Annotated in this window: 20 protein-coding genes; 3 read left to right on the top strand and 17 right to left on the bottom strand. The window is 69.4% G+C overall.

The window, feature by feature from the left end:
- Positions 1–110: 110 nt before the first annotated feature.
- Positions 111–2,054: a DNA helicase RecQ gene (recQ, locus tag ABZ877_RS21790; RefSeq protein WP_361073681.1), complete on the bottom strand. Its 1,944-nt coding sequence runs from the start codon at positions 2,052–2,054 to the stop codon at positions 111–113.
- A gap of 205 nt (positions 2,055–2,259) precedes the next feature.
- Here recQ and ABZ877_RS21785 point away from each other — a divergent pair, with 205 nt between their 5' ends.
- Positions 2,260–2,874 (top strand): Uma2 family endonuclease, encoded by a 615-nt coding sequence (locus ABZ877_RS21785; RefSeq protein WP_361073679.1) that lies wholly within the window; start codon positions 2,260–2,262, stop codon positions 2,872–2,874.
- 70 nt (positions 2,875–2,944) lie between these two features.
- Here the strand turns inward: ABZ877_RS21785 and nuoN are convergent, their stop codons facing one another.
- From nuoN to ABZ877_RS21715, 14 genes are read right to left on the bottom strand one after another with little or no spacing between them, the layout of a single operon-like run.
- Complete coding sequence (gene nuoN, locus ABZ877_RS21780) at positions 2,945–4,594, bottom strand: NADH-quinone oxidoreductase subunit NuoN (RefSeq protein ID WP_361073677.1); 1,650 nt, start codon at positions 4,592–4,594, stop codon at positions 2,945–2,947.
- Positions 4,591–6,186 carry an NADH-quinone oxidoreductase subunit M gene (locus ABZ877_RS21775; protein ID WP_361073676.1) on the bottom strand — a complete coding sequence of 532 codons (1,596 nt, stop codon included), beginning with the start codon at positions 6,184–6,186 and terminating at the stop codon, positions 4,591–4,593. The genes nuoN and ABZ877_RS21775 overlap by 4 nt, the downstream gene beginning before the upstream one ends.
- Before the next feature lie 5 nt (positions 6,187–6,191).
- Positions 6,192–8,144 (bottom strand): NADH-quinone oxidoreductase subunit L, encoded by a 1,953-nt coding sequence (nuoL, locus tag ABZ877_RS21770; RefSeq protein ID WP_361073673.1) that lies wholly within the window; start codon positions 8,142–8,144, stop codon positions 6,192–6,194.
- Positions 8,145–8,159: 15 nt separating this feature from the next.
- Positions 8,160–8,459 (bottom strand): NADH-quinone oxidoreductase subunit NuoK, encoded by a 300-nt coding sequence (gene nuoK, locus ABZ877_RS21765; protein WP_003974374.1) that lies wholly within the window; start codon positions 8,457–8,459, stop codon positions 8,160–8,162.
- On the bottom strand, positions 8,456–9,280 hold the full coding sequence (locus tag ABZ877_RS21760) for an NADH-quinone oxidoreductase subunit J (RefSeq protein ID WP_361073671.1): 825 nt from the start codon (positions 9,278–9,280) through the stop codon (positions 8,456–8,458). The genes nuoK and ABZ877_RS21760 overlap by 4 nt, the downstream gene beginning before the upstream one ends.
- Positions 9,280–9,921: an NADH-quinone oxidoreductase subunit NuoI gene (gene nuoI / locus ABZ877_RS21755; protein WP_361073669.1), complete on the bottom strand. Its 642-nt coding sequence runs from the start codon at positions 9,919–9,921 to the stop codon at positions 9,280–9,282. The genes ABZ877_RS21760 and nuoI overlap by 1 nt, the downstream gene beginning before the upstream one ends.
- Positions 9,914–11,287 (bottom strand): NADH-quinone oxidoreductase subunit NuoH, encoded by a 1,374-nt coding sequence (nuoH, locus tag ABZ877_RS21750; RefSeq protein ID WP_361073766.1) that lies wholly within the window; start codon positions 11,285–11,287, stop codon positions 9,914–9,916. The genes nuoI and nuoH overlap by 8 nt, the downstream gene beginning before the upstream one ends.
- Before the next feature lie 11 nt (positions 11,288–11,298).
- On the bottom strand, positions 11,299–13,800 hold the full coding sequence (locus ABZ877_RS21745) for an NADH-quinone oxidoreductase subunit G (protein WP_361073668.1): 2,502 nt from the start codon (positions 13,798–13,800) through the stop codon (positions 11,299–11,301).
- Positions 13,797–15,155 carry an NADH-quinone oxidoreductase subunit NuoF gene (gene nuoF, locus ABZ877_RS21740; protein WP_361073666.1) on the bottom strand — a complete coding sequence of 453 codons (1,359 nt, stop codon included), beginning with the start codon at positions 15,153–15,155 and terminating at the stop codon, positions 13,797–13,799. The genes ABZ877_RS21745 and nuoF overlap by 4 nt, the downstream gene beginning before the upstream one ends.
- Positions 15,155–16,015 (bottom strand): NADH-quinone oxidoreductase subunit NuoE, encoded by an 861-nt coding sequence (gene nuoE / locus ABZ877_RS21735; RefSeq protein ID WP_361073664.1) that lies wholly within the window; start codon positions 16,013–16,015, stop codon positions 15,155–15,157. The genes nuoF and nuoE overlap by 1 nt, the downstream gene beginning before the upstream one ends.
- On the bottom strand, positions 16,012–17,334 hold the full coding sequence (locus ABZ877_RS21730) for an NADH-quinone oxidoreductase subunit D (protein WP_361073662.1): 1,323 nt from the start codon (positions 17,332–17,334) through the stop codon (positions 16,012–16,014). The genes nuoE and ABZ877_RS21730 overlap by 4 nt, the downstream gene beginning before the upstream one ends.
- On the bottom strand, positions 17,331–18,071 hold the full coding sequence (locus ABZ877_RS21725) for an NADH-quinone oxidoreductase subunit C (RefSeq protein ID WP_361073660.1): 741 nt from the start codon (positions 18,069–18,071) through the stop codon (positions 17,331–17,333). The genes ABZ877_RS21730 and ABZ877_RS21725 overlap by 4 nt, the downstream gene beginning before the upstream one ends.
- Positions 18,068–18,622 carry an NADH-quinone oxidoreductase subunit B gene (locus ABZ877_RS21720; RefSeq protein WP_006133126.1) on the bottom strand — a complete coding sequence of 185 codons (555 nt, stop codon included), beginning with the start codon at positions 18,620–18,622 and terminating at the stop codon, positions 18,068–18,070. Before ABZ877_RS21720 ends, ABZ877_RS21725 begins: the two co-directional genes overlap by 4 nt.
- Before the next feature lie 34 nt (positions 18,623–18,656).
- On the bottom strand, positions 18,657–19,016 hold the full coding sequence (locus tag ABZ877_RS21715) for an NADH-quinone oxidoreductase subunit A (RefSeq protein WP_007383963.1): 360 nt from the start codon (positions 19,014–19,016) through the stop codon (positions 18,657–18,659).
- 687 nt (positions 19,017–19,703) lie between these two features.
- Between ABZ877_RS21715 and ABZ877_RS21710 the strand changes: the two genes are divergently transcribed.
- On the top strand, positions 19,704–20,561 hold the full coding sequence (locus ABZ877_RS21710) for a C40 family peptidase (protein ID WP_361073658.1): 858 nt from the start codon (positions 19,704–19,706) through the stop codon (positions 20,559–20,561).
- Between the two features lie 78 nt (positions 20,562–20,639).
- On the opposite strand, the gene ABZ877_RS21705 is transcribed toward ABZ877_RS21710, so the two are convergent.
- Both ABZ877_RS21705 and ABZ877_RS21700 read right to left on the bottom strand, forming a co-directional pair.
- Positions 20,640–20,966 carry a putative quinol monooxygenase gene (locus ABZ877_RS21705; RefSeq protein WP_361073656.1) on the bottom strand — a complete coding sequence of 109 codons (327 nt, stop codon included), beginning with the start codon at positions 20,964–20,966 and terminating at the stop codon, positions 20,640–20,642.
- Positions 20,967–21,000: 34 nt separating this feature from the next.
- Positions 21,001–22,305 carry a geranylgeranyl reductase family protein gene (locus tag ABZ877_RS21700; RefSeq protein WP_361073654.1) on the bottom strand — a complete coding sequence of 435 codons (1,305 nt, stop codon included), beginning with the start codon at positions 22,303–22,305 and terminating at the stop codon, positions 21,001–21,003.
- A 96-nt stretch (positions 22,306–22,401) separates the two neighbouring features.
- Between ABZ877_RS21700 and ABZ877_RS21695 the strand changes: the two genes are divergently transcribed.
- Positions 22,402–22,905 (top strand): GNAT family N-acetyltransferase, encoded by a 504-nt coding sequence (locus ABZ877_RS21695; protein ID WP_361073652.1) that lies wholly within the window; start codon positions 22,402–22,404, stop codon positions 22,903–22,905.
- The last annotated feature ends 6 nt before the right edge of the window (positions 22,906–22,911 follow it).

The following is a 22,911-nucleotide window of genomic DNA, read 5'->3' as shown; positions in this document are numbered from 1 at the left end:
GCGGCCACGACGGCGCGGCGCCCGCGCGACCCACGCCACCGTCAACGGTCTGAGGCGCTGACGGCGCCCCCGGCACAGGCCCAGGCCCAGGCCCCGGCCCCGGCCCCGGCTCACCAGTCGATCTCCTCGGGCTCGGGCTCGGGTCCGAAATCGGGCTCGGGCCCGAAGTCCGGCTCGGGCTCGGCCCCGGCAGCCACGGTCCGGGCGCCGCCCCCGTCCAGCCCGGCCAGAACCTCCAGCACGCCCGCGCCCCACGTCGCCAGCTTCTTCTCCCCGACCCCGCCGATGGTCCCCAGCTGGGCCAGTGACGTGGGCCGTTGCACCGCGATCTCCTTGAGCGTCGCGTCGTGGAAGATGACGTACGCCGGAACCCCGTTCTCCTTCGCCTGTGCCCCGCGCCAGGAGCGCAGCGCCTCGAAGACCGGCAGCAGCTCCTCGGGCAGGTCCGCCGCCGGCGTCTTGGCCTTACGGTCGCGGGCGGTGGCGCGCGGCGCCGCCGCCTTCTTGGGCTCCTTGCGCAGCCGTACCTCACGCTGCCCGCCGAGCACGCTCGCGCTCTCCTCGGTGAGCACCAGTGTCCCGTACTCGCCCTCGACCGCGATGAGGCCCTGCGCCAGCAACTGCCGTACCACGCCCCGCCATTCGACCTCGGTCAGCTCCTCGCCGATGCCGAAGACGGAGAGCTGGTCGTGGTCGAACTGGATGACCTTCGCCGTGCGCTTGCCGAGCAGGATGTCGATGATCTGGCCCGCGCCGAACTTCTGCCGCCGCTCCCGGTCGAGCCGCACCACCGTGGAGAGGATCTTCTGCGCGGCGACCGTGCCGTCCCACGTCTCGGGCGGGGTCAGACACGTGTCGCAGTTTCCGCAGGCGGCGGACTTGGGGTCCTGGCCGAAGTACTGGAGCAGTTGCGATCTGCGGCACTCGGCCGTCTCGCAGAGCGCCAGCATCGAGTCGAGGTGGGCGGAGGCGCGGCGGCGGAACGCCTCCCCGCCCTCCCCCATGTTGATCATCTTGCGCTGCTGGACGACGTCCTGCAGCCCGTACGCCATCCAGGCCGTGGACGGCAGGCCGTCGCGCCCGGCGCGGCCCGTCTCCTGGTAGTAGCCCTCGACGGACTTCGGCAGGTCCAGGTGGGCGACGAAGCGGACGTCCGGCTTGTCGATGCCCATGCCGAACGCGATGGTCGCGCAGACGACCAGGCCCTCCTCGCGCAGGAAGCGGGCCTGGTGCGCCTGGCGTGTGCCCGCGTCGAGGCCCGCGTGGTAGGGCACGGCCTCGATCCCGTTCCGGCAGAGGAACTCCGCCGTCGCCTCGACGGACTTGCGCGACAGGCAGTACACGATGCCCGCGTCGCCCTCGTGCTCCTGCTTGAGGAAGGTGAGGAGCTGCTTCTTCGGGTCGGCCTTGCCGACGATCCGGTACTGGATGTTGGGCCGGTCGAAGCTGGCGACGAAGTGCTTGGCGTCGGGCATGCCCAGGCGCTGGGTGATCTCCTGGTGCGTGGCGTGCGTCGCCGTCGCGGTGAGCGCGATGCGCGGCACGTCGGGCCAGCGCTGGCCGAGGATCTCGAGGGCGAGGTAGTCGGGGCGGAAGTCGTGGCCCCACTGGGCGACGCAATGCGCCTCGTCGATGGCGAAGACGGAGATCTTGCCGCGCGAGAGCAGTTCGAGGGTGGAGTCGAGCCGCAGCCGCTCCGGCGCCAGGTAGATGAGGTCCAGCTCACCTGCGAGGAACTCGGCCTCCACGGTGCGCCGCTCGTCGAAGTCCTGCGTCGAGTTCATATACCCGGCGCGCACGCCGAGCGCCCTGAGCGCGTCCACCTGGTCCTGCATGAGTGCGATCAGCGGCGACACCACGACGCCCGTACCCGGCCTGACCAGGGCCGGGATCTGGTAGCAGAGCGACTTGCCGCCACCGGTCGGCATGAGGACGACGGCGTCCCCACCGCTCACCACGTGCTCGATGACCGCTTCCTGCTCACCACGGAAGCTGTCGTACCCGAAGACGCGATGCAGCGTGGCCAGCGCCTCGCTCTCGATGACCTCACTCATGTCCCAGTCCCGTCCTGCCGCTCGCCGCTCGCCACTGTCGCTCTCGACTTCCCCCGCAACGATAGGGGCCCGGACCGACAGCCCGTGAGTTGTCCACAGCAGCACCTGTGGATAACTTCGTCACAACTGCTACGTCGTTCACACGTCCGTGGGAGACTGGATCATTACCGACCGTCACCCCGAAGGCCCGGCCAGACTCCGTCGCATGGAAGCACCGACGAGCGTCGAACCGAAGGCGCCCCGCGCACCGACCTGGCCAAGACCGCCCGTGGGCGGCTACACCGCTGATGACCTGGACCGGCTTCCGGATCTCCCTCCGCATACTGAGCTGATCGACGGGGGTCTGGTCTTCGCGAGTCCGCAGAACGTGTTTCACAACCGCAGCATCAGCTTCTTCGCAGGGCGGCTGGATTCCCAGGCGCCGGCTCACTACGAAGTCGTCCGCGAGTTCACCATCGACATCGACCGCCAGAACCGCCCCGAGCCGGACGTGATCGTCGTCCGGGAGGATGTTGTCGAGGACCCGGACCAGACCCGCTTCCCCGCCGAAGCCGTGATCCTGGCCATCGAGGTCGTCTCCCCCGACTCCGTCTCCCGCGACCGCGAGACCAAGCCCCTCAAGTACGCCCGCGCGAAGATCCCGCACTACTGGCGCGTGGAGAACGAGAACGGCAAGGCCGTGGTCCACGCCTTCGAGCTGGAGCCCACCACCGGTGCCTACGTCAGTGTGGGGATCTTCCGTGAGCGCATGAAGGTCGACGCCCCCTTCACAGCGGACCTGGACCTCACGGCGATCAAAGCAAAACGCGACCGGGGCTGAGCCCTCCGGACACGGGTGAAGCCCGGCACCCCCACCAGGGCGCCGGGCTTCCCGCGATCTCAGCGGAGCGCTACCGCACGAACACCCCCGCCTGGCTCGCCAGGTCCAGGAAGTACTGCGGGGCCAGGCCGAGCACGACCGTGACGGCCACGCCCACCGCGATCGTCGTCATGGTCAGCGGTGACGGCACGGCCACGGTGGGGCCGTCCGCCTTCGGCTCGCTGAAGAACATGAGGACGATCACGCGGATGTAGAAGAAGGCGGCGATCGCGGACGAGATCACGCCGACCACGACGAGCGCGCCCGCGCCGCCGTCCGCCGCCGCCTTGAACACCGCGAACTTCCCCGCGAACCCGGAGGTCAGCGGGATACCGGCGAAGGCGAGCAGGAAGATCGCGAAGACGGCCGCGACCAGCGGGGAGCGGCGGCCGAGCCCCGCCCACTTCGACAGGTGCGTCGCCTCGCCGCCCGCGTCGCGCACCAGCGTCACCACGGCGAAGGCGCCGATCGTGACGAAGGAGTACGCGCCCAGGTAGAAGAGGACCGACGAGATGCCGTCCGGGGTGGTCGCGATGACACCCGCGAGGATGAACCCGGCGTGCGCGATCGACGAGTACGCCAGGAGCCGCTTGATGTCGGTCTGTGTGATCGCGACGATCGCGCCGGCCAGCATCGTGACGATGGCGACGGCCCACATGACCGGCCGCCAGTCCCAGCGCAGGCCGGGCAGGACCACGTAGAGCAGACGCAGGAGCGCGCCGAACGCGGCGACCTTCGTGGCCGCCGCCATGAAGCCGGTGACCGGCGTCGGGGCGCCCTGGTAGACGTCCGGCGTCCACATGTGGAAGGGCACGGCGCCGACCTTGAAGAGCAGGCCCATGACCACCAGCGCCATGCCGATGAGCAGCAGCGCGTCGTTGCCCATGGTGTCGGCGAGGGCCGGGTCGATGTCGCTCACCGAGCCGTCGGCGACGCTCGCGATGGTGGCGTACGAGACGGAGCCCGCGTAGCCGTACAGGAGCGCGATGCCGAACAGGGTGAAGGCCGAGGCGAAGGCGCCGAGCAGGAAGTACTTGACGGCGGCCTCCTGCGACATGAGCCGCTTGCGGCGGGCCACGGCGCACAGCAGGTACAGCGGGAGGGAGAAGACCTCCAGGGCGATGAAGAGCGTCAGGAGGTCGTTGGCCGCCGGGAAGACCAGCATGCCGCCGATCGCGAAGAGGACCAGCGGGAAGACCTCGGTGGTCGTGAAGCCCGCCTTGACCGCGGCCTTCTCGCTGTCGCTGCCGGGCACGGAGGCGGCCTGCGCGGCGAAGGAGTCGACGCGGTTGCCGTGCGCCTCCGGGTCGAGCCGCCGCTCGGCGAAGGTGAAGACGGCGACGATCCCCGCGAGCAGGATGGTGCCTTGCAGGAAGAGGGCCGGGCCGTCGACGGCGATCGCGCCCATGGCCGCGATGTGCGCCTTGGTGGTGCCGTACCCGCCCGCCGCGAGCGCCACGACCGCGGCGAAGGCGGCGGCGAGCGCGACGACCGACAGGAACACCTGTACGTAGTAACGGGTCTTGCGGGGCACGAACGCCTCGACCAGGACCCCCAGGACGGCGGCGCCGACGACGATCAAGGTCGGGGACAATTGCCCGTACTCGATCTTCGGGGCGTCGATCTTGGAGATCGGATCGGCGGCAGTTGTCCACAGGCTGTGGACGGCAGATGCGCTCACTTGTGGGCCGCCTCCACTTCCGGCTTCGGGTCCTTCTTCTGGACGTCGGACAGGGTGTGCTTGACCGCCGGGTTCACCAGCTCGGTGAGCGGCTTCGGATAGACACCGAGGAAGATCAGTACGGCGATCAGCGGGACCACCACCGCCAGCTCACGCACGCGCAGGTCCGCGATGCCCTCGGTCGACGGCTTCACCGGGCCCGTCATGGTGCGCTGGTAGAGCACCAGCGTGTAGAGCGCGGCGAGGACGATGCCGATGGTGGCGATGATGCCGATGACCGGGTAGCGCGAGAACGTGCCGACCAGGACGAGGAACTCGCTCACGAACGGGGCGAGCCCCGGCAGCGACAGCGTCGCGAGACCGCCGATCAGGAACGTGCCCGCGAGCACCGGGGCGACCTTCTGCACGCCGCCGTAGTCCGCGATGAGCCGCGAGCCGCGCCGCGAGATCAGGAACCCGGCGACGAGCATCAGCGCCGCCGTCGAGATGCCGTGGTTGACCATGTAGAGCGTCGCGCCGGACTGGCCCTGGCTGGTCATTGCGAAGATGCCCAGGATGATGAAGCCGAAGTGCGAGATCGACGCGTACGCCACCAGGCGCTTGATGTCGCGCTGGCCCACCGCGAGCAGGGCCCCGTAGACGATGCTGATCAGGGCCAGCACCAGGATGACCGGCGTCGCCCACTTGCTGGCCTCCGGGAAGAGCTGGAGGCAGAAGCGGAGCATGGCGAACGTGCCGACCTTGTCGACCACCGCCGTGATCAGCACCGCGACCGGCGCCGTGGCCTCGCCCATCGCGTTCGGCAGCCAGGTGTGCAGCGGCCACAGCGGGGCCTTCACCGCGAAGGCGAAGAAGAAGCCGAGGAACAGCCAGCGCTCGGTGTCGGTCGCCATGTCGAGCGAACCGTTCGCCCGCGCCTCGGCGATCTCCTGGAGCGAGAAGTTCCCCGCGACCACGTAGAGGCCGATGACGGCCGCCAGCATGATCAGGCCGCCGACCAGGTTGTAGAGGAGGAACTTGACGGCCGCGTACGAGCGCTGGGTCGCCGCCTCCTTCTCGCCGTGCGGGCCCGCGCGGTCGCCGAAGCCGCCGATGAGGAAGTACATCGGGATGAGCATGGCTTCGAAGAAGATGTAGAAGACGAAGACGTCCGTGGCCTCGAAGGAGATGATCACCATCGCCTCGACCAGGAGGATCAGGGCGAAGAAGCCCTGCGTCGGCCGCCACCGGCCCGCCGCGACGCTGCGGGACTCGACGCCCTCCTCCTGCGGGTCCGCGTCGTGCCACCCGGCGAGGATCACGAACGGGATGAGCAGCGCGGTCAGGGCGACGAGCGCCACCCCGATGCCGTCCACGCCCAGTTCGTAGCGGACGCCGAAGTCCGCGATCCAGGCATGGGACTCGGTGAGTTGATAGCGGCCGCCGTCCGGGTCGAAGCGGACCGCGACGATCGCCGCGAGGACGAGCGTGGCGACCGAGAAGAGGAGCGCGAGCCACTTGGCCGCGGTGCGCTGTTTCGCCGGCACGGCGGCCGTCACGACGGCGCCCACGGCCGGGAGCGCCGCCGTCGCTGTCAGCAGAGGAAAGGACATCGGTATCAGACCGCCCTCATCAGCAGGGTCACGGCGGTGATGACCGCCGCACCGCCGAACATCGAGACGGCGTACGAGCGCACGTAGCCGTTCTGGAGCTTGCGCAGCCGTCCTGAGAGGCCGCCCATCGACGCCGCCGTCCCGTTGACCACCCCGTCGACCAGGGTGTGGTCGACGTAGACGAGGGAGCGCGTCAGGTGCTCGCCGCCGCGGACGAGGACGACGTGGTTGAAGTCGTCCTGGAGCAGGTCGCGGCGGGCCGCCCGGGTGAGCAGCGAGCCGCGCGGGGCGACCGCCGGGACCTCCCGGCGCCCGTACTGGAGCCAGGCGGTGCCGACGCCGATGACGAGGCAGACCATGGTGGCCCCGGTGACGACGCCCGCGCTGATCGGCGGGTGCCCGTGCTTGTGTCCGGTGACCGGCTCCAGCCAGTCCAGGAAGCGGTCGCCGAGGGAGAAGAAGCCGCCCGCGAAGACCGAACCGACGGCAAGGAGGATCATCGGGATCGTCATGGACGACGGCGACTCGTGCGGGTGCGGCTCGTCGTGGGCGCCGCGCGTCTCGGCGGCGGGCTCCGCGCTGGGCTGCTCCGGCGAGGCGGTGGCCCGGTTCTTCCAGCGCTCCTCACCGAAGAACGTCATGATCATCACGCGGGTCATGTAGAACGCGGTGATGGCGGCGCCGAGCAGGGCGACGGAGCCGAGGATCCAGCCCTCGGTGCCGCCCTTGGCGAAGGCCGCCTCGATGATCTTGTCCTTGGAGAAGAAGCCGGACAGGCCGGGGAAGCCGATGATGGCGAGATAGCCGAGGCCGAACGTCACGAAGGTGACCGGCATGTACTTCCTGAGGCCGCCGTACTTACGCATGTCGACCTCGTCGTTCATGCCGTGCATGACCGAACCGGCGCCGAGGAAGAGGCCCGCCTTGAAGAAGCCGTGCGTCACCAGGTGCATGATCGCGAAGACGTAGCCGATCGGGCCGAGGCCCGCGGCGAGGATCATGTAGCCGATCTGCGACATCGTCGAGCCGGCGAGGGCCTTCTTGATGTCGTCCTTCGCACAACCGACGATCGCACCGAAGAGCAGCGTGACCGCGCCGACGATGGTGACGACCAACTGCGCGTCAGGAGCGGCGTTGAACAGCGCCCCGGAGCGGACGATCAGGTACACGCCCGCGGTGACCATGGTCGCGGCGTGGATGAGGGCCGAGACCGGGGTCGGGCCCTCCATCGCGTCCCCGAGCCAGGACTGGAGCGGGACCTGCGCCGACTTGCCGCACGCGGCGAGCAGCAGCATCAGGCCGATCGCGGTCAGCTTGCCCTCGGAGGTGTCCCCGACGCTGCCGAGGACAGGGCCGAAGGCGAACGTCCCGAACGTCGTGAACATCAGCATGATCGCGATGGACAGGCCCATGTCGCCGACGCGGTTGACCAGGAACGCCTTCTTCGCGGCGGTGGCCGCGCTCGGCTTGTGCTGCCAGAAGCCGATGAGGAGGTACGAGGCGAGGCCCACGCCCTCCCAGCCGACGTACAGGAGCAGGTAGTTGTCGGCGATGACGAGCAGCAGCATCGCCGCGACGAACAGGTTCAGGTAGCCGAAGAAGCGGCGGCGCCGCTCGTCGTGCTCCATATAGCCGATCGAGTACAGATGGATCAGCGTGCCGACACCGGAGATCAGCAGGACGAACGTCATCGACAGCTGGTCGAGCTGGAAGGAGACGTCCGCCTGGAACCCCTCGACGGGGATCCAGCTGAACAGGTGCTGGCGGAAGGTGCGGTCCTCCGCGCCCTTGCCGAGCATGTCGGTGAAGAGGACGGCGGCGATCACGAAGGAGACGGCCGCGAGCAGCGTGCCGAGCAGGTGGCCCACCCGGTCGAGCGCCCGGCCGCCGCACAGCAGGACGGCCGCTCCGAGCAGGGGCGCCGCGACGAGCAGCGCGATCAGGTTCTCTGCGTTCATGTGGTTCGCGGCCCCTTACAGCTTCATCAGGCTGGCGTCGTCGACCGAGGCCGAGTGGCGGGAACGGAACAGCGACACGATGATCGCGAGGCCGACCACGACCTCCGCGGCGGCGACGACCATCGTGAAGAACGCGATGATCTGGCCGTCGAGGTTGCCGTGCATCCGGGAGAACGCGACGAACGCGAGGTTGCACGCGTTCAGCATCAGCTCGATGCACATGAACACGACGATCGCGTTCCGCCTGATGAGCACGCCGGTGGCGCCGATCGTGAACAACAGGGCGGCGAGGTACAGGTAGTTGACGGGATTCACTTCGTCGCCTCCTCTGAACGCTCGAGGCGGTCGGCCGAGCGCTGCTCCAGGGCCTTCAGATCGCTGAGCGCCTCGCCCGAGACGTCACGGATCTGACCGCGCTCGCGCAGCGTCCCCATGACGGTGAGCTCGGACGGGGTGCCGTCGGGCAGCAGGCCCGCGATGTCCACCGCGTTGTGCCGGGCGTAGACGCCGGGGGCGGGCAGCGGCGGCAGGTGCTTGCCCTCGCGGATGCGCTGCTCGGACAGCTCGCGCTGGGTCTTCGCGCGCTCGGTGCGCTCGCGGTGCGTGAGCACCATCGCGCCGACCGCGGCGGTGATCAGCAGGGCACCGGTGATCTCGAAGGCGAAGACGTACTTGGTGAAGATGAGCGCGGCGAGGCCCTCCACATTGCCGCCCGCGTTCGCCTTGCCGACGCCGTTGTAGTGCGAGAGCGAGGCGTTGGCGATGCCCGCGATCAGCAGGACGCCGAAGCCCAGCCCGCACAGGGCGGCGAGCCAGCGCTGTCCCTTGACGGTCTCCTTGAGGGAGTCCGCGGCGGTGACGCCGACGAGCATGACGACGAAGAGGAACAGCATCATGATCGCGCCGGTGTAGACGACGATCTGCACGATGCCCAGGAAGTACGCCCCGTTGGCCAGGTAGAAGACCGCGAGGATGATCATGGTTCCGGCGAGGCACAGCGCGCTGTGCACGGCCTTCTTCATCAGGATCGTGCACAGCGCGCCGATGACGGCGACGGTGCCGAGGACCCAGAACTGGAAGGCCTCGCCGGTGGAGGTCCCAGCGGAAAGAGTTGCTGCGGCGGCGAGCTGCGTCATCACCGGATCACCTGCTCCGACGCGGGCTCGCCCTCACCGAACGTACTGGCCGCCTCCTGGGGCGTCTCGCCCTTGCTGACGGCGACCTGGCGCTCGGTGCCGGGCGCGGCCTCGGTGACCAGACCCCGGTAGTAGTCCTGCTCGTCCATGCCGGGGAAGATCGAGTGCGGCGAGTCGACCATGCCCTCCTCCAGACCGGCGAGCAACTGCTCCTTGGTGTAGATGAGGTTGGCGCGGCTGCTGTCGGCCAGCTCGAACTCGTTCGTCATCGTCAGCGCGCGCGTGGGGCACGCCTCGATGCACAGGCCGCACAGGATGCAGCGGGCGTAGTTGATCTGGTAGACGCGGCCGTACCGCTCGCCCGGCGAGTAGCGCTCCTCGTCGGTGTTGTCCGCGCCCTCCACGTAGATGGCGTCCGCCGGGCAGGCCCAGGCGCACAGCTCGCAGCCGACGCACTTCTCCAGGCCGTCCGGATGGCGGTTGAGCTGGTGCCTGCCGTGGAAGCGGGGAGCGGTGGTCTTCTTCTGCTCCGGGTACTGCTCGGTGAGCCGCTTCTTGAACATGGCCTTGAAGGTCACGCCGAAGCCGGCCACCGGGTTCATGAACCCGGGCGTGGTGTCCTTCTCGTTCTCGTCAGCCATCGGACGCCTCCTTTCCATCACGAGATCCACCGAGTGATTCGTCACTCGCAGTATCGGGTCCGCCACTGACAATCAGCTCGCGCTCCCGGCGCGGGCGTCGCCGCGGCACCGGTGGGAGGGTCTGCCCGGGCAGCGGCGGCACCGGGAACCCACCCGCCATCGGGTCGAACGCGGCCGGCTCGTCGGCCTCCGCGCGCTCCTTGGCGCCCCGGTCGCGGACGATGTCCACGACGAAGGAGAGGAGCAGGATCACGAGGATGGCGCCGCCGATGTAGAGGGCGATGTCGGCGAAGTCGTAGTTCTCGTTGTGCAGGGTCCGCACGGTGGCGACGAGCATCAGCCACACCACGGAGACCGGGATGAGGACCTTCCAGCCGAGCTTCATCAGCTGGTCGTAGCGGACACGGGGCAGCGTGCCGCGCAGCCAGATGAAGAAGAACAGCAGCAACTGCACCTTGACGACGAACCAGAGGAGCGGCCACCAGCCGTGGTTCGCGCCCTCCCAGAACGTGGAGACGGGCCACGGTGCGCGCCAGCCGCCCAGGAAGAGCGTCGTGGACACCGCGGAGACCGTCACCATGTTCACGTACTCGGCGAGCATGAACATCGCGAACTTGATGGACGAGTACTCGGTGTTGAAGCCGCCGACGAGGTCGCCCTCGGACTCCGGCATGTCGAACGGGGCGCGGTTGGTCTCGCCGACCATCGTCACGATGTAGATCAGGAACGACACCGGCAGGAGCACGATGTACCAGCGGTCGTGCTGCTGGGCGACGATCTCCGAGGTCGACATCGAGCCCGAGTACAGGAACACCGAGGCGAACGCGGCGCCCATCGCGATCTCGTAGGAGATCATCTGCGCGCAGGAGCGCAGGCCGCCGAGGAGCGGGTACGTCGATCCGGAGGACCAGCCCGCGAGAACGATGCCGTAGATGCCGACCGAGGCGACCGCGAGGATGTAGAGCATCGCGATCGGCAGGTCGGTGAGTTGCATCGCCGTACGGTGGCCGAAGATCGAGACCTCGTTGCCCGACGGGCCGAACGGGATGACGGCGATCGCCATGAACGCGGGGATCGCGGCGACGATCGGCGCGAGGACGTAGACGACCTTGTCCGCGCGCTTGACGATGACGTCTTCCTTGAGCATCAGCTTGATGCCGTCGGCGAGCGACTGGAGCATGCCCCAGGGGCCGTGCCGGTTCGGGCCGATGCGCAGCTGCATCCAGGCGACGACCTTGCGCTCCCACACGATGGAGAACAGCACGGTCACCATCAGGAAGGCGAAGCAGAACACCGCCTTGACGACCACCAGCCACCACGGGTCGGTGCCGAACATGGACAGGTCTTCGCTCGCCAAGGGGCTCAGTGCCATGGGGCTCATGACTGCACCTCCGGGGCCGCGGCGGGCGCCGGGCCGATCTTCACCAGGTCGCCGGGGACGGCACCGGTGTCCGAAGCGACGCCGCCGCCCGCGGAGTTGAGCGGCAGCCACACCACGCGGTCCGGCATGGGCGTGACCTGGAGCGGCAGCGCGACCGCGCCCGTGGGCCCGGTGACCGCCAGCGCGTCGCCGTCCTTGACGCCGAGTTCGGCGGCGGTGGCGGCGGACACGCGCGCGTGGGCGGCGTGCCGGGTCCCGGCGAGCGCCTCGTCGCCGTCCTGGAGGCGGCCCTGGTCGAGCAGGAGCCGGTGCCCGGCGAGGACGGCCTCACCGGCCGCCGGGCGCGGCACCGGGGCGCCGGTCTCCAGGGGTTCGCTCGCGTGCGGCCCGTCCCAGTTGCCGAGCCGGTCCAGCTCGCGGCGCGCGGCGCGCAGGTCGGGCAGGCCGAGGTGGACGTCCATGGCGTCGGCCAGCATCTGGAGCACGCGCGCGTCCGTCGGTGCGACGCGGCGCGTCATCTGGTCGGGCTTGAGCGCGGCCTCGAACATCCGCGCCCGGCCTTCCCAGTTGAGGAACGTGCCCGCCTTCTCGGCGACCGCGGCCACCGGCAGGACGACGTCCGCGTGTTCGGTGACCTCGCTCGGCCGCTGCTCCAGGGAGACCAGGAAGTCCACCTCGTGAAGGGCTTCACGCGCGCGTGCCGGGTTCGGCAGGTCCGCGACCTCCACCCCGGCGACGACCAGCGCCCGCAGTTCACCACCGGCGGCGGCCTCGACGATCTGCCCCGTGTCCCGTCCGAAGCGGTGCGGCAGCGCGGCCACGCCCCAGACGGCGGCGACCTCGTCCCGCGCGCGCGGGTCGGTCGCCGGACGGCCGCCCGGAAGCAGCGACGGCAGCGCGCCCGCTTCGACGGCGCCGCGCTCACCGGCCCGGCGTGGGATCCACACCAGCTCGGCGCCGGTCGCGGACGCGGCCCGTACGGCGGCGGTGAGGCCACCGGGGACGACCGCGAGCCGCTCACCGACGACCAGGACGGCGCCCTCGGCGCGCAGCGCCTCTGCGGCGGCAGCACCGCCTTCGCCCTCCAGGCCGACCCCGGAGGCGAGCGCGTCCAGCCACTCCGTCTCGGTGCCCGGCGCGGCGGGCAGCAGCGTGCCGCCCGCCTTCTCCAGGCCGCGCGTCGCGTGCGTGGCGAGGGAGAACACCTTCTGGCCGTGCTTGCGCCACGCCTTGCGGAGCTTGAGGAAGACGCCGGGCGCCTCCTCCTCCGACTCGAAGCCGACGAGCAGCACCGCGGGCGCCTTCTCCAGCTTCGTGTACGTGACGCCCGTGCCGTCCAGATCACGGCCCCGGCCCGCCACGCGCGCGGCGAGGAAGTCGGCTTCCTCGCTGCTGTGCACGCGCGCGCGGAAGTCGATGTCGTTCGTGCCGAGGGCGACGCGGGTGAACTTGCTGTACGCGTAGGAGTCCTCGACCGTGAGGCGGCCACCGGTCAGGACGCCGGTACGGCCGTGCGCCGCGCCGAGCCCGCGCGCGGCGACCTCCAGAGCCTCCGGCCAGGAGGCGGCCCGCAGCTCACCGGAGTCGGCGTCGCGCACCAGGGGCGTCGTCAGCCGGTCGGGACGCTGCGCGTACCGGAAGCCGAACCGGCCCTTGTCGCAGATCCACTCCTCATTGACCTCCGGGTCGTTGGCCGCCAGGCGGCGCATGACCTTGCCGCGCCGGTGGTCGGTGCGGGTCGCGCAGCCGCCCGCGCAGTGCTCGCACACCGACGGCGAGGAGACGAGGTCGAAGGGGCGGGAGCGGAATCGGTACGCCGCCGAGGTCAGCGCGCCGACCGGGCAGATCTGGATGGTGTTCCCGGAGAAGTACGACTCGAACGGGTCGCCCTCACCGGTACCGACCTGCTGGAGCGCGCCGCGCTCGATCAGCTCGATCATCGGGTCGCCCGCGATCTGGTTCGAGAACCGGGTGCAGCGCGCGCAGAGCACGCACCGCTCGCGGTCGAGCAGCACCTGCGTGGAGATCGGCACCGGCTTCTCGTAGGTCCGCTTCTTGCCCTCGAACCGGGACTCGGACTGCCCGTGCGACATCGCCTGGTTCTGCAGCGGGCACTCGCCGCCCTTGTCGCAGACCGGGCAGTCCAGCGGGTGGTTGATGAGCAGCAGCTCCATCACGCCGACCTGCGCCTTCTCGGCGACGGGCGAGGAGAGCTGGCTCTTGACCACCATGCCGTCGGTGCAGGTGATGGTGCAGGACGCCATCGGCTTGCGCTGGCCCTCCACCTCCACGATGCACTGGCGGCAGGCGCCGGCCGGGTCGAGGAGCGGGTGGTCGCAGAATCTGGGGATCTCGATGCCGAGGAGTTCGGCGGCGCGGATCACCAGGGTGCCCTTGGGCACGCTGATCTCGATGCCGTCGATCGTCAGCGAGACGAGGTCCTCGGGCGGAACGGCCGCCTCGCCGCCCCCGGAGGGAGCGCTGGTCGTGACGGTCATGCGTTCACCTCCGTGCGGTGCTGGTCGGCCCAGACAGTGGAGCGGGCCGGGTCGAAGGGGCAGCCCTTGCCCGTGATGTGCTGCTCGTACTCGTCGCGGAAGTACTTGAGCGAGGAGAAGATCGGCGAGGCGGCGCCGTCGCCGAGGGCGCAGAACGACTTGCCGTTGATGTTGTCGGCGATGTCGTTGAGCTTGTCGAGGTCACCGAGCGAGCCCTTGCCCGCCTCGATGTCGCGGAGCAACTGCACGAGCCAGTACGTGCCTTCGCGGCAGGGCGTGCACTTGCCGCAGGACTCATGGGCGTAGAACTCGGTCCACCGCGTGACCGCGCGCACGACGCACGTGGTCTCGTCGAAGCACTGGAGCGCCTTGGTGCCGAGCATCGACCCGGCGGCGCCGACGCCCTCGTAGTCGAGGGGGACGTCGAGGTGCTCCTCGGTGAACATCGGGGTGGAGCTGCCGCCGGGGGTCCAGAACTTGAGGCGGTGGCCGGGGCGCATCCCGCCGCTCATGTCGAGGAGCTGGCGCAGGGTGATGCCGAGCGGGGCCTCGTACTGGCCGGGCGAGGCGACGTGGCCGCTCAGCGAGTACAGCGTGAAGCCCGGGGACTTCTCGCTGCCCATCGAGCGGAACCAGTCCTTGCCCCGGTGCAGGATCGCGGGAACCGAGGCGATGGACTCGACGTTGTTCACCACAGTGGGGCACGCGTACAGGCCCGCGACGGCCGGGAAGGGGGGACGCAGTCGCGGCTGACCACGACGGCCCTCGAGCGAGTCCAGGAGTGCGGTCTCCTCACCGCAGATGTACGCGCCCGCGCCCGCGTGCACGGTGAGTTCGAGGTTGAGACCGGACCCGAGGATGTTCTGCCCGAGGTACCCGGCGTCGTACGCCTCGCGGACGGCCTCGTGCAGCCTGCGCAGTACGGGGACGACCTCGCCGCGCAGGTAGATGAAGGCGTGCTCGGAGCGGATCGCGTAGCAGGCGATCACGATGCCCTCGATGAGGCTGTGCGGGTTGGCGAAGAGGAGCGGGATGTCCTTGCAGGTCCCCGGCTCCGATTCGTCGGCGTTGACAACCAGATAGTGCGGCTTGCCGTCGCCCTGCGGGATGAACTGCCACTTCATGCCCGTCGGGAAGCCCGCGCCGCCTCGGCCGCGCAGGCCCGCGTCCTTCACGTACGCGATGAGGTCGTCCGGCTCCATGGCGAGGGCCTTGCGCAGCCCCTCGTAGCCGTCGTGGCGCCGGTAGACGTCCAGGGACCAGGACTTCTCCTCGTCCCAGAACGCGGAGAGGACCGGTGCGAGCACCTTCTCCGGGCTGGTGTCGTTGTTCTCGACTTCGGTCGCCAAGGTCATCACTCCCCCTCCTCGGCGGCGGGGCCCGCCGGGTGGGCCGGGTCGGAGGCCGAGGTGTCCTGCGGCGCGTCGTGCGAGCTGAGGTGCTCGGAGGGCGACGGGTCGTGGGGCGCATGGCCCTCGGCGTGTTCCGCGCGCGGGTGGACCACGCGCGCGGGCTCCGCCTCGCCCTTGGCGAGACGCAGTCCGATCAGGGAGGCGGGGCCCGCGCTGCCGCTCGCCTCGACGGCGCCCTCGCGCTGGTCGGGGAAGCCGGCCAGGATGCGCGCCGTCTCCTTGAAGGTGCACAGCGGGGCGCCGCGCGTCGGGGAGACCGGCGCTCCCGCGCGCAGGTCGTCGACGAGGCGCTTGGCGGACTCCGGCGTCTGGTTGTCGAAGAACTCCCAGTTCACCATCACCACGGGCGCGTAGTCACAGGCCGCGTTGCACTCGATGTGCTCCAGGGTGATCTTGCCGTCGTCCGTGGTGCCGCCGTTGCCGACGGACAGGTGCTCCTGGAGCGACTCGAAGATCGCGTCGCCGCCCATGACGGCACACAGGGTGTTGGTGCAGACGCCGACCTGGTAGTCGCCGCTGGGGGCGCGCCGGTACATCGTGTAGAAGGTGGCGACGGCCGTGACCTCGGCGGTGGTCAGGCCCAGCATGTCGGCACAGAACTGCATGCCGGTGCGCGTGACGTGGCCCTCCTCCGACTGGACGAGGTGGAGCAGCGGGAGCAGCGCCGAGCGGGAGCCGGGGTAGCGGGAGATGATCTCCTTCGCGTCGGTCTCGAGCCGGGCTCGGACGTCGTCCGGGTAGGCGGGCGCGGGCAGTTGTGGCATGCCCAGGCTCACGCCCTGCTCCGAGGAGTTGATGGTCACCGGTCGACGCCTCCCATCACGGGGTCGATGGAGGCGACGGCGACGATGACGTCGGCGACCTGGCCGCCCTCGCACATCGCGGCCATCGCCTGAAGGTTGGTGAAGGACGGGTCGCGGAAGTGGACCCGGTAGGGGCGGGTGCCGCCGTCGGAGACGACGTGCACGCCCAGCTCGCCCTTGGGCGACTCCACGGCGGTGTACGCCTGTCCCGGCGGGACCCGGAACCCCTCGGTCACCAGCTTGAAGTGGTGGATGAGGGCCTCCATGGAGGTGCCCATGATGTTCTTGATGTGGTCGAGCGAGTTGCCGAGCCCGTCGGGGCCGAGGGCCAGCTGGGCGGGCCAGGCGATCTTCTTGTCGCCGACCATGACCGGGCCCGGGGCGAGCCGGTCGAGGCACTGCTCGATGATGCGCAGCGACTGGCGCATCTCCTCCAGGCGGATCAGGAAGCGTCCGTAGGAGTCGCAGGTGTCGGCGGTCGGGATGTCGAAGTCGTACGTCTCGTAGCCGCAGTACGGGTCGGTCTTGCGCAGGTCGTGCGGGAGGCCCGCGGAGCGCAGGATCGGTCCTGTGGCGCCGAGCGCCATGCAGCCCGCGAGGTCGAGGTAGCCGACGTCCTGCATACGGGCCTTGAAGATGGGGTTCCCGGTGGCGAGCTTGTCGTACTCCGGGAGGTTCTTCTTCATCTTCTTCACGAACTCGCGGAGCTGGTCCATCGCGCCGGGCGGCAGGTCCTGGGCGAGTCCGCCGGGCCGGACGAACGCGTGGTTCATGCGCAGGCCGGTGATCAGCTCGTAGAGGTCGAGAATGAGTTCACGATCACGAAAGCCGTAGATCATGATCGTGGTGGCGCCGAGCTCCATGCCGCCCGTGGCGATGCAGACCAGGTGCGAGGACATCCGGTTCAGCTCCATGAGGAGCACGCGGATGATGTTCGCCCGGTCGGGCACCTGGTCCTCGATGCCGAGCAGCTTCTCGACGCCGAGGCAGTACGCCGTCTCGTTGAAGAACGGCGTCAGGTAGTCCATGCGCGTCACGAACGTGGTGCCCTGCGTCCACGTGCGGTACTCGAGGTTCTTCTCGATGCCCGTGTGGAGGTAGCCGATGCCGCACCGGGCCTCGGTCACCGTCTCGCCGTCGATCTCCAGGATGAGGCGGAGCACGCCGTGCGTGGACGGGTGCTGGGGACCCATGTTGACGATGATGCGCTCGTCGTCGGACTTGACCGCCGACTCGACGACCTCGTCCCAGTCGCCGCCGGTGACCGTGTAGACGGTGCCTTCGGTGGTCGCGCGAGGGGTTGCCTGGGGAGTGGTCATGAGTACGACCTCCGCTGGTCCGGAGCCGGGATCTGGGCGCCCTTGTACTCGACGGGGATGCCGCCGAGGGGGTAGTCCTTGCGCTGCGGGAAGCCCTGCCAGTCGTCCGGCATCATGATCCGGGTCAGCGCGGGGTGGCCGTCGAAGACGATGCCGAAGAAGTCGTACGTCTCGCGCTCGTGCCAGTCGTTGGTCGGGTAGACGCCGACCAGGGACGGGACGTGCGGGTCGGTGTCCGGCATGGAGACTTCCAGGCGGATCAGCCGGCCGTGGGTGAGCGACCGCAGGTGGTAGACGGCGTGCAGCTCGCGCCCCTTGTCACCGGGGTAGTGGACGCCGCTGACGCCTGTGCACAGCTCGAAGCGCAGGGCCGGGTCGTCGCGCAGCGTCCGTGCGACGCGGACCAGGTGCTCGCGCTCGATGTGGAAGGTCAGCTCGCCGCGGTCGACGACGGTCTTGTCGATGGCGTTCTCGGGGACGAGGCCCTGTTCCTCCAGGGCGCCCTCCAGCTCGTCCGCGACCTCGTCGAACCAGCCGCCGTAGGGGCGAACGGATTCGCCAGGCAGGCGGACAGAGCGGACAAGTCCGCCATAACCGGAGGTGTCGCCGCCGTTGTTGGCGCCGAACATGCCGCGCTGGACGCGGATCTCCTCACCCTGGTCGCCGCGCTGCCCCGGGAGGTTCGCGGTGCTGAGGTCCTTCTCGGGGTTGGCCCCGTCGTTCTGCGCGTCACTCACCGCAGCAGCCCCTTCATCTCGATCGTCGGGAGCGCCTTGAGCGCCGCTTCCTCCGCCTCACGGGCCGCCTCCTCGGCGTTCACGCCGAGCTTGGAGGACTGGATCTTCTGATGGAGCTTGAGGATCGCGTCCATCAGCATCTCGGGCCGGGGCGGGCAGCCGGGCAGATAGATGTCGACCGGGACGACGTGGTCGACGCCCTGCACGATCGCGTAGTTGTTGAACATGCCGCCCGACGAGGCGCAGACGCCCATGGAGATGACCCACTTGGGGTTCGGCATCTGGTCGTAGACCTGGCGCAGGACGGGCGCCATCTTCTGGCTCACCCGGCCCGCGACGATCATCAGGTCCGCCTGGCGCGGCGAGCCGCGGAAGACCTCCATGCCGAACCTCGCCAGGTCGTAGCGGCCCGCGCCGGTCGTCATCATCTCGATGGCGCAGCACGCGAGGCCGAACGTGGCGGGAAAGACGGACGACTTGCGCACCCAGCCCGCGGCCTGCTCGACGGTGGTCAGCAGGAAGCCGCTCGGCAGCTTTTCTTCGAGTCCCATTGGTCTGTGGCTCCCGGTCTCCCCTGTACGGGGCTCAGTCCCATTCCAGGCCGCCGCGCCGCCACACGTACGCGTACGCGACGAAGACGGTGAGCACGAAGAGGAGCATCTCCACGAGCCCGAAAACGCCCAGCGCGTCGAAGGTGACGGCCCAGGGGTAGAGGAAGACGATCTCGATGTCGAAGACGATGAAGAGCATCGCCGTCAGGTAGTACTTGATGGGGAAGCGCCCGCCACCGGCCGGCGTCGGGGTCGGCTCGATCCCGCACTCATAGGCTTCAAGCTTGGCCCGGTTGTACCGCTTTGGACCGATAAGCGTGGCCATGACCACGGAGAAGATCGCAAAGCCTGCCCCGAGGGCTCCCAGTACGAGGATGGGCGCATACGCGTTCACCGCTCCTCGCTCCTCTCAGTCGGCACTGACTGCTGGCGGTTGCAATGAGCTCGCGGCCCCACTCCCCACCACGTAAGCGGTTGAAGATCGCTTACATGTGAAGCAGGTCACAAGCCCAACTTGCCCCGCATCCTATGCCTGCCACTCTGTGATCTGCGACACGGGGTACGCCAACTACTTTGTGATCTCCACCACCTGACGAACGATCATGAAGTCGGATGAGCGGTGATCTTCACACTCGAAGCGCCTGAGTGATCACCAGTGGTGACATCTTGGCCTGTCATGGCTGGTGAGAGAGGTGTTGCACTATCAAGAAGGGAACCGCGCAGGCAAATTGGCGCTGGACACGGGTGGCTGATAGTGGACGCCGTTCACACATCAGGGTGAGAGGTGTGGACGGAAGTGGACGCGAGGCCGACCCCTAGGGGTTGTTTGTGACCTGCGTCACGCGACGGAGGGGCCGACGGAAACCGGGCTTGGCCAACGGTGTCAACAGGTGGTAAGCGCCGGGCAATTCGGACGAATTGCGGAAAGACCGTGATCACAGCCTCGATCAAGGCTGTCCGTATTGCCCGTTACGGCGTCAATAAGGCCCGCCACGGCCGGTTTTCACGCCGCCGCTTCACAACTGTGGCGCACCACACGTTTCTTGAAGGGAACCGTGAAGCCCTGATAGCGGTTGTACTCATGTCCCACACCGCTCACATACCCAGCCACCGGAAGCCCCGCCGCAGCGCCTCGAAGATGGCCCTGCGCGCCGGAGTCACCGGTGGCGTGCTCAGCACCCTCGCCGTGGCTGGTGCGTCCGGTGCGGCGAACGCTGCCGAGCCGGTCACGCAGACCATCGAGCTGCCCACGCTCACCACCGACCTGTCCACGCAGGTCGCCCAGTCCGCGGACGCCACCCAGCAGGCCGCGGCCAACTACCAGCTCCAGGCCGAGCGCGACGAGGCCTTCGCGAACGCCGCGAAGCAGGCGAAGAAGGACCAGGCCGCCGCCGAGAAGAAGGCGGAGGCCAAGAAGAAGGCCGAGGCCGAGGCCGCCGCCAAGGAGAAGGCCGAGCGCGAGGCCGCCCAGCAGGCCGCGTCCCGCTCCGCCGAGCGCACGACGCTCGCCGCCACCGGCAGCAGCACCGGCACCGCCACCACCGGCGCCTCCACGGCCTCGACGACCGTGGCCGCCCCGGCCAGCGGCTCCGTCGGCGCCGTCATCAGCTTCCTGAAGGCCCAGGTCGGCGACGCGTACGTGATGGGTGGCACGGGCCCCAACTCCTGGGACTGCTCGGGCCTCGTGCAGGCCGCGTTCAAGCAGGCCGGCGTCGACCTGCCGCGCACCTCGCAGGAGCAGTCGACCTTCGGCACCCCGGTCTCGCTCTCCAACATCCAGGTCGGCGACATCCTCTACTGGGGCGGCGCGGGCTCCGCGTACCACGTCGGCGTCTACATCGGCGGTGGCCAGTACCTGGACGCCGCGAACCCCTCCAAGGGCGTCGTGATCCAGGACCTGTCGGGCTACCCGGCGAGCGGCGCGGTCCGCGCCCTCTGAGCCCCTCGTACGTACGGCGAAGGCCGCCGCCCCCGGTTCGGGGTGCGGCGGCCTTCGCGCGTGCGCCGACTGCCCGGCTCAGTCCTGCGGGGACAGCTCCCCCATCGCGCCCCAGCCCTCGTTCGGGATGTCGGCGTTGATGATCTCGGGGGTGGAGGCGATCAGCGGGGCCATGGCGGCGAGGCCGGCCTTGAAGTGGTCGGAGGCGACGTGGACGGCGCCCGCGTCGGCGTCCCGGAAACCCTCCAGGAGGACGAACTGGTTCGGGTCCTCGACACTGCGCGACCAGTCGAAGAAGAGGTTGCCCTCCTCGGCGCGGGTCGCCTCGGTGAACGCGCGGGTCTTCTCCAGCCAGGAGTCGGCGTGCTCGGGGCGGGCGGTGAACTTCACAGCGATGAAAATCATGGCTCCACCGTATGACCCCGAGCCGCCGTGCCGCTCACGCCTTCGGCGCGACCTTGCTCAGGCCGTTGATGATGCGGTCCATCGCGTCGCCGCCGGTCGGGTCGGTGAGGTTCGCGAGCATCTTCAGCGTGAACTTCATCAGGATCGGGTGCGTCAGCCCGCGCTGCGTCGCGATCTTCATGATCTTCGGGTTGCCGATGACCTTCACGAAGGCGCGGCCCAGCGTGTAGTACCCGCCGTAAGTCTCCTTCAGGATCCGCGGATAGCTCTGCAGCGCCAGCTCGCGCTGGGCCGGGGTCGCCCGCGCGTGGGCCTGCACGATGACGTCGGCGGCGATCTGCCCCGACTCCATGGCGTACGCGATGCCCTCGCCGTTGAACGGGTTGACCAGGCCGCCCGCGTCACCGACCAGGAGCAGGCCCTTGGTGTAGTGCGGCTGGCGGTTGAAGGCCATCGGCAGGGCGGCGCCGCGGATCGGCATCGTCATGTTGTCCGGGGTGAAGCCCCAGTCCTCCGGCATCGACGCGCACCACGCCTTCAGGACCTCGCGCCAGTCCAGCTCCTTGAACGCCTTGGAGGAGTTGAGGATGCCGAGGCCCACGTTGGACGTGCCGTCGCCCATGCCGAACACCCAGCCGTAGCCGGGCAGGAGGCGGTCCTCGCCGGGGCCGCGCCGGTCCCACAGCTCCAGCCAGGACTCCAGGTAGTCGTCGTCGTGGCGGGGCGAGGTGAAGTACGTACGCACCGCGACGCCCATCGGCCGGTCCTCGCGCCGGTGCAGACCCATGGCGAGGGACAGCCGCGTCGAGTTGCCGTCGGCGGCGACGACGAGCGGGGCGTGGAAGGTGGTCTCGGTCTTCTCCTCGCCGAGCTTGGCGTGGACGCCCGTGATACGCCCTGTGCGGTCGTCGATGACCGGCGCCCCGACGTTGCAGCGCTCGTAAAGGCGTGCGCCCGCCTTCTGCGCCTGGCGGGCGAGCTGCTCGTCGAAGTCGTCGCGCTTGCGGACGAGGCCGTAGTCCGGGTAGCTGGCCAGCTCCGGCCAGTCGAGCTGGAGGCGGACGCCGCCGCCGATGATGCGCAGGCCCTTGTTGCGCAGCCAGCCCGCCTCCTCCGAGATGTCGATGCCCATGGAGACGAGCTGCTTGGTGGCGCGCGGGGTCAGGCCGTCACCGCACACCTTCTCGCGGGGGAACGCCGTCTTCTCCAGGAGCAGGACGTCCAGACCCGCCTTCGCGAGGTAGTAGGCGGTCGTCGAACCGGCAGGACCGGCCCCGACGACAATCACATCTGCGCTGTGCTCAGCGTTGTCAACGAGTCGCTTGGGCTGCTCGGTCACGGCGGGTTCTCCCCAGGCTCGAAAACAGGTGTGCCGTCCGGCACGGACATGGGCAGTCTATTCAGCGGCATCGATCACCCAGCGAAGGGTCAGCCCATGAGTCGAGTCCTGCCCGCCGTGGACCTGCGCGTCCCCACCCACGAGGACGCCTTCGCCTGGCACCGGGTCTTCGACGACCCCGAGGTCATGGAGTTCCACGGGGGCCGCCCGGCCGAGCTGTCCGTGTACGAGGAGCTGACCGCCCGCCAGCGCCGGCACGACGCCGAGCGCGGCTTCTGCCTGTGGACGATGACGGACGAGTCGCACCAGGTCATCGGCTTCACGGGCGCCCAGCCCTGGGAACGCCCCTGGGGGCCGACCGGCGAGATCGAGATCGGCTGGCGGCTCGGCCGCGCGTACTGGGGCCAGGGGTACGCGACGGCCGCCGCGTTCGCGACCCTCGACCGTGTACGGGCGTCGGGCGTCACCAGTGTCGTCGCGATGGTCGACGCGCTGAACGAGCGGTCGATCGCGGTGACGCGGCGGCTCGGCATGGAGCGCACGGAGACGTTCGTGACGCCGTCCGGGCGCCAGGGGCACTGCTTCCGCCTGGAGTTGTAGCGGAGG

It is taken from the genome of Streptomyces sp. NPDC046939 (assembly GCF_040644575.1).
Classification (GTDB): Bacteria; Actinomycetota; Actinomycetes; order Streptomycetales; family Streptomycetaceae; genus Streptomyces.
This window is presented reverse-complemented; position numbering and strand designations above follow the sequence as displayed.

What these genes read in the sequence shown, in the direction of transcription:
- nuoF (WP_361073666.1), bottom strand. Translation starts at nt 15,155, where the DNA reads ATGACCTTGGCGACCGAAGTCGAGAACAACGACACCAGCCCGGAGAAG.
- ABZ877_RS21760 (WP_361073671.1), bottom strand. Translation starts at nt 9,280, where the DNA reads ATGACGCAGCTCGCCGCCGCAGCAACTCTTTCCGCTGGGACCTCCACC.
- ABZ877_RS21705 (WP_361073656.1), bottom strand. Translation starts at nt 20,966, where the DNA reads ATGATTTTCATCGCTGTGAAGTTCACCGCCCGCCCCGAGCACGCCGAC.
- nuoL (WP_361073673.1), bottom strand. Translation starts at nt 8,144, where the DNA reads ATGAACGCAGAGAACCTGATCGCGCTGCTCGTCGCGGCGCCCCTGCTC.
- ABZ877_RS21710 (WP_361073658.1), top strand. Translation starts at nt 19,704, where the DNA reads ATGTCCCACACCGCTCACATACCCAGCCACCGGAAGCCCCGCCGCAGC.
- recQ (WP_361073681.1), bottom strand. Translation starts at nt 2,054, where the DNA reads ATGAGTGAGGTCATCGAGAGCGAGGCGCTGGCCACGCTGCATCGCGTC.
- ABZ877_RS21720 (WP_006133126.1), bottom strand. Translation starts at nt 18,622, where the DNA reads ATGGGACTCGAAGAAAAGCTGCCGAGCGGCTTCCTGCTGACCACCGTC.
- ABZ877_RS21745 (WP_361073668.1), bottom strand. Translation starts at nt 13,800, where the DNA reads ATGACCGTCACGACCAGCGCTCCCTCCGGGGGCGGCGAGGCGGCCGTT.
- ABZ877_RS21695 (WP_361073652.1), top strand. Translation starts at nt 22,402, where the DNA reads ATGAGTCGAGTCCTGCCCGCCGTGGACCTGCGCGTCCCCACCCACGAG.
- nuoI (WP_361073669.1), bottom strand. Translation starts at nt 9,921, where the DNA reads ATGGCTGACGAGAACGAGAAGGACACCACGCCCGGGTTCATGAACCCG.
- ABZ877_RS21775 (WP_361073676.1), bottom strand. Translation starts at nt 6,186, where the DNA reads ATGTCCTTTCCTCTGCTGACAGCGACGGCGGCGCTCCCGGCCGTGGGC.
- ABZ877_RS21785 (WP_361073679.1), top strand. Translation starts at nt 2,260, where the DNA reads ATGGAAGCACCGACGAGCGTCGAACCGAAGGCGCCCCGCGCACCGACC.
- ABZ877_RS21730 (WP_361073662.1), bottom strand. Translation starts at nt 17,334, where the DNA reads ATGACCACTCCCCAGGCAACCCCTCGCGCGACCACCGAAGGCACCGTC.